This is a genomic window from Xanthobacter sp. BG11Y11_SDJG (assembly GCF_057364445.1).
On sequence record NZ_JBNFNU010000297.1, the window covers coordinates 1 to 5,442 of the forward strand.

Consider the following 5,442-nt stretch of genomic DNA (forward strand, 5'->3'; position numbering starts at 1 on the left):
CGCCGCGCGGTCCGCGCGGCCGCGACGAGCGCCCGCGCAGCCCGAAGCGCGACCTCCGACGGCTGGGTGCTGCTCGACAAGCCCACCGGCCTCACCTCCACCCAGGCGGTGAGCATCGTCAAGCGCCTGTTCGGGGCCAGGAAGGCCGGCCATGCGGGCACGCTCGACCCGCTCGCCTCCGGCTGCCTGCCGATCGCCTTCGGCGAGGCGACCAAGACCGTTCCCTACGTGATGGACGGCCGCAAGTCCTACCGCTTCACGGTGCGCTTCGGCATCGAGACCGATACCGACGATGCCGAAGGCAAGCCGGTGGCGACCGACGAGCACCGGCCCGACGACCTCGACATCCGCGCCATGCTGGAGGCCTTCAAGGGCGAGATCCTGCAGGTGCCGCCGGCTTATTCGGCGCTCAAGATCGGCGGCGAGCGCGCCTATGACCTTGCCCGCGACGGCGAGGAGGTGGTGCTGGAGGCGCGCCCCGTCACCATCCATTCCATCGCCCTCGTGGACCGGCCGGACGCCGACCACGCGGTGATCGAGGCGGAGTGCGGCAAGGGCACCTATGTGCGCGCCATCGCCCGCGACCTCGGCCGCATGCTCGGCTGCCGCGGCCATGTGAGCGCGCTCCGACGCACCCGCGTCGGCGCCTTCCTTGAGGAGGATCTCGTTCCGCTCGACGAGCTGAAGGCGCGCGCCGAGGAAAGCGAGGCGGCGCTCGCCGAGGCGCTGGACCCGGTGGAGATCGCGCTCGAGGAACTGCCGCACCTCGCCGTCACCCCGCCCGACGCGCACCGCTTGCGCTGCGGCCAGAGCGTGATCCTGCGCGGCCGCGACGCGCCGGTGCTGCACGGCCATGCGGGCGTGTTCTGCCAGGGCGCCCTGATCGCCATCGGCGATGTGGAGGGCGGCGAGGTGTTCCCCCACCGCGTGTTCAACTGGGCGCGCCAGGGCGGGAAAGGCGCGGGCAAAGCAGCGGGCCGGGGCGGCGGCAATCGGGAGCGCCAGCACGAGGACTGAGGCCGTCGGCCTGCTGTTGCGGCGCCGGTCTGCTACACTTGCGGCCGGCGCACGCCGCAACCGGGTCCCGAAGCGGGTGCGCGGCGCATGTCCGAGGTGGCCCATGCCGGCATCCGTCATTCTCCGCTTCCGCCGGCCCGCCGGCCGGATCGCGATCGGGCTTCTGGGCGCCGCCCTCGCAGCAACGGCGAGCCTTCCGGCGTCGGCACAGAGCCGCTGCCGGATCGCCGACCCCACCGGGACGCCGCTCAACGCGCGCAGCGGCCCCTATGGCGACATCCTCGGCCAGGTGAAGAACGGCACCTTGGTACGCATCGAGGCCGACGCCACCGACGGCAAGGGCAAGCCGTGGGCCTATGTGGTCGCCATCGAGACCGGCCAGCCGCTGGGCTGGGTGTTCCGCGACTACCTCGCCTGCTCCTGAGGGCGGCGCCCGGGTTGCAACATTCCGCTGGCAAGCCGCGGGCGAATATGTATAGTCCGCCGCGCGAGCGGTGCCTTCGGCGCCGCCTTTCGCGCTTGTTCGACCGCGCTGGACGACATCCCGGCCCGGCCGAACGTGCACCGAACGCCTCCCCGGCTCGATCGCGCGGATTTCGGTGCACCCTTGTTTCTCCATCTGAAAGGATCATCCGATGTCGATCACGGCCGAGCGCAAGCAGGCGCTCATCAACGAATATGCGACCAAGGGCGGCGACACGGGCTCGCCGGAGGTGCAGGTGGCGATCCTCACCGTGCGGATCTCGAACCTCACCGAGCACTTCAAGACCCACGCGAAGGACAACCACTCGCGCCGCGGCCTGCTGAAGCTGGTCTCCCAGCGCCGCAGTCTCCTCGACTATCTGAAGAAGAAGGACGAGGGGCGCTACAAGTCCCTGATCGAGCGTCTCGGCATCCGCCGCTGACGCCTCCTCCCGCCGCCGGCCGCAAGGGCCGGCGCCGCGGAACATCGCGCGCTGCGATCCATCGCGGCGCGCCGGCGCCGGCGGGCATGGGGCCTGCCGCGGGCACGCGAAGGCAGAAATCGAGCCATGGCAGGATCGCCGGACGCAACCGTCGGAGGGGCTTCGTGACGCGCCCCGCCGCGCGGCGCGTCCGGCCGTCTTGCTCATGGCTCTTTTTCTTCGTCCGCTGAAGAGAAAGAACCACCAAGATGTTCGACATCCATCGCGAAGAGCTGGACTGGGGCGGCCGCACGCTGATCCTGGAGACCGGCAAGATGGCCCGCCAGGCCGACGGCTCCGTGCTCGCCACCTACGGCGACACCAAGGTCCTCGCCACCGTCGTCTCGGCCCGCGAGCCGAAGCCGGGCCAGGACTTCTTCCCCCTGACCGTGAACTACCAGGAAAAGACCTACGCGGCCGGCCGCATCCCCGGCGGCTACTTCAAGCGCGAGGGCCGTCCCTCCGAGAAGGAGACGCTGGTCTCGCGCCTGATCGACCGCCCGATCCGCCCCCTGTTCCCGGACGGCTACAAGTGCGACACCCAGGTGGTCGTCACCGTGCTCGCCCATGACCTCGAGAACGACCCCGACATCGTCGCGCTGGTCGCCTCTTCCGCCGCCCTCACCCTTTCCGGCGTGCCCTTCATGGGCCCGGTGGGCGCGGCGCGCGTCGGCTTCATCGAGAATGAGTATGTGCTCAACCCCACCCTCGACGAGGTGAAAGAGAGCGCGCTCGACCTCGTGGTCGCCGGCACGGGCGACGCGGTGCTGATGGTGGAGTCCGAGGCCAAGGAACTGCCCGAGGAAATCATGCTCGGCGCGGTGATGTTCGGCCACCGCCACTTCCAGCCGGTGATCGAGGCCATCATCAAGCTGGCCGAGAAGGCCGCCAAGGAGCCGCGCAACTTCCAGCCGGCCGACGTCTCCGCCATCGAGGCCAAGGTCAAGGAGATCGCCGAGGCCGACCTGCGCGAGGCCTACAAGATCAAGCAGAAGCAGGCCCGCTACGAGGCGGTCGGCGCTGCCAAGTCCAAGGTGAAGAAGTATTACGAGGAACTGGCGCAGGACGGCACGCAGGTGCCGAACCCGCAGGTGGTCTCCGAGGTGTTCAAGGCGCTCGAAGCCAAGATCGTGCGCTGGGCCATCCTCGACGACGGCATCCGCATCGACGGCCGCGACGTGCGCACCGTGCGCCCGATCGTCTCCGAGGTCGGCATCCTGCCGCGCGCCCACGGCTCCGCCCTGTTCACCCGCGGCGAGACGCAGGCCCTCGTGGTCGCGACGCTGGGCACCGGCGAGGACGAGCAGTTCATCGACAGCCTGGAAGGCACCTACAAGGAGCACTTCCTGCTGCACTACAACTTCCCGCCCTTCTCCGTGGGCGAGACCGGCCGCATGGGCTCGCCCGGCCGCCGCGAGATCGGCCACGGCAAACTCGCCTGGCGCGCCATCCACCCGATGCTGCCGCTGAAGCACGAATTCCCCTACACCCTGCGCGTGGTGTCGGAGATCCTCGAGTCCAACGGCTCGTCCTCCATGGCCACCGTCTGCGGCACCTCGCTGGCGCTGATGGATGCGGGCGTGCCGCTGCGCCGCCCGGTGGCGGGCATCGCCATGGGCCTGATCCTGGAAGGCGAGAAGTTCGCCGTGCTCTCCGACATCCTCGGCGACGAGGACCATCTCGGCGACATGGACTTCAAGGTGGCCGGCACCGAGCAGGGCGTGACCTCGCTCCAGATGGACATCAAGATCGCCGGCATCACCGAGGAGATCATGAAGGTCGCCCTCACCCAGGCGAAGGACGGCCGCGTCCACATCCTCGGCGAGATGGCGAAGGCCCTCACCACCGCCCGCGCGGAACTCGGCGAGCACGCCCCGCGCATCGAGGTGATGAAGATCGCCGTGGACAAGATCCGCGAAGTGATCGGCTCCGGCGGCAAGGTGATCCGCGAGATCGTCGAGAAGACCGGCGCCAAGATCAACATCGAAGACGACGGCACCATCAAGATCGCCTCCGCCAATGGCGAGGCCATCAAGGCCGCCATCAACTGGATCAAGTCCATCGCTTCCGAGCCGGAAGTGGGCCAGATCTACGAGGGCACGGTCGTGAAGGTCGTGGACTTCGGCGCTTTCGTGAACTTCTTCGGCTCCAAGGACGGCCTCGTCCACGTGTCGCAGATGGCCAACGAGCGCGTGGCCAAGCCCTCCGACGTGGTCAAGGAAGGCGACAAGGTGAAGGTCAAGCTCATGGGCTTCGACGAGCGCGGCAAGACCCGCCTGTCCATGAAGGTGGTCGACCAGACCACCGGCGAGGACCTGGAGGCCAAGGCCAAGGCCGAGCGCGAGGCCGGCTCCAAGGGCGAGGCCGGCGCGGCGGAGTGATCCCCGCTCCAGCGATAAACGAGAAGGGCGGCCGCGAGGCCGCCCTTTTTCGTTTGCCCAAGGCCATTTCCACACCAGGTCGTCCGGGCCGCCAGAAGACGATTAGTTTCCTTATAAATTTTTCTATGATACTCTTTCATTGGAAAGGACACACGCCGATGACGCTCAGTGCTCATCATGCCCCCGCCCCCTCCAGCCAGGGCGCCGTGCTGACCAAGGCGCTGCTGCGGGCCGCCGAGCGGCTCGGGGTAAACGCGCAGACGCTCGCCGCCGTCATCGGCCTCAGCCCGGCGACGCTCACGCGCATGAAGAAGGGTGACTTCGCGCTGGAGGCCGGCACCAAGCCGTTCGAGCTGGCCCTGCTCTTCGTGCGCCTGTTCCGCGCGCTCGACGCGATCACCGGCGGCGAGGAGGCGGTCGCCCGCGCCTGGCTGACCAATCCCAACACGGGCCTCGACGGCACGCCCAGCGAGAAGATCAAAACCATCAGCGGGCTGGTCGATGTCATCGCCTATCTGGACGCCCGACGCGCTGTCGTCTGAGGCGCGGCCCTATGCCGGGCGCTGCTGGCGCCTGGTGGAGGCGCAGCACCTCACCTCGACGCTCAAGCTGGTAGACACGCTCGAAGAGCAGCGCGTGCTGGAGGAGATGATCGAGGCCACCAAGCCGGCGGTGCCGCCGGACTGCCGGCACCTCGACTACCTGCTCTCGACCCCGTTCCGCTATGCGCCGCCCTATCCGCACGGCTCGCGCTTCCGCCGCGCCGGGCGCACGGCCGGGGTCTATTACGCCGCCGAGCGGCCGGAGACGGCGGTGGCCGAGCTTGCCTTCTACCGGCTGCTGTTCTTCGCCGAATCGCCGGCGACCCCCTGGCCCGAGAATGCCGGCCAGTACACCGCGTTCGCCGTCGAGGTGGCGAGCGCACGGCATCTCGACCTCACGGCGCCCCCGCTGAGCCGGGACGCGCCGCTCTGGACCGCCCTCGTCGACTACGGCCCCTGCCAGGGCCTTGCGGACGCGGCGCGGGCGGCGCAGGTGGAGATCCTGCGCTACCGCTCCGTGCGCGATCCCGATGCGGGGGCGAACCTCGCGGTGCTCGC

General features: G+C 69.2%; 5 protein-coding genes and 1 pseudogene. All 6 read left to right on the forward strand.

Going from position 1 to position 5,442, the window contains the following annotated elements; translation table 11 throughout:
- Positions 1-1,017 (forward strand): annotated as a pseudogene (gene truB, locus AC2W7M_RS19035) (tRNA pseudouridine(55) synthase TruB); the annotation flags it as partial.
- A 103-nt stretch (positions 1,018-1,120) separates the two neighbouring features.
- Positions 1,121-1,441 carry an SH3 domain-containing protein gene (locus tag AC2W7M_RS19040; protein WP_486134075.1) on the forward strand — a complete coding sequence of 107 codons (321 nt, stop codon included), beginning with the start codon at positions 1,121-1,123 and terminating at the stop codon, positions 1,439-1,441.
- A 211-nt stretch (positions 1,442-1,652) separates the two neighbouring features.
- Positions 1,653-1,922: a 30S ribosomal protein S15 gene (gene rpsO, locus AC2W7M_RS19045; RefSeq protein WP_394021198.1), complete on the forward strand. Its 270-nt coding sequence runs from the start codon at positions 1,653-1,655 to the stop codon at positions 1,920-1,922.
- 248 nt (positions 1,923-2,170) lie between these two features.
- Positions 2,171-4,342, forward strand: coding sequence for a polyribonucleotide nucleotidyltransferase (pnp, locus tag AC2W7M_RS19050; RefSeq protein WP_486134077.1), 2,172 nt, complete (start codon positions 2,171-2,173; stop codon positions 4,340-4,342).
- A 158-nt stretch (positions 4,343-4,500) separates the two neighbouring features.
- Complete coding sequence (locus tag AC2W7M_RS19055; RefSeq protein WP_486134078.1) at positions 4,501-4,884, forward strand: antitoxin Xre/MbcA/ParS toxin-binding domain-containing protein; 384 nt, start codon at positions 4,501-4,503, stop codon at positions 4,882-4,884.
- Positions 4,844-5,442: RES family NAD+ phosphorylase (locus tag AC2W7M_RS19060; RefSeq protein ID WP_486134080.1), on the forward strand; the 599-nt coding region annotated here is incomplete at its 3' end. The genes AC2W7M_RS19055 and AC2W7M_RS19060, both read left to right, overlap by 41 nt.

What these genes read in the sequence shown, in the direction of transcription:
- AC2W7M_RS19040 (WP_486134075.1), top strand. Translation starts at nt 1,121, where the DNA reads ATGCCGGCATCCGTCATTCTCCGCTTCCGCCGGCCCGCCGGCCGGATC.
- rpsO (WP_394021198.1), top strand. Translation starts at nt 1,653, where the DNA reads ATGTCGATCACGGCCGAGCGCAAGCAGGCGCTCATCAACGAATATGCG.
- AC2W7M_RS19055 (WP_486134078.1), top strand. Translation starts at nt 4,501, where the DNA reads ATGACGCTCAGTGCTCATCATGCCCCCGCCCCCTCCAGCCAGGGCGCC.
- pnp (WP_486134077.1), top strand. Translation starts at nt 2,171, where the DNA reads ATGTTCGACATCCATCGCGAAGAGCTGGACTGGGGCGGCCGCACGCTG.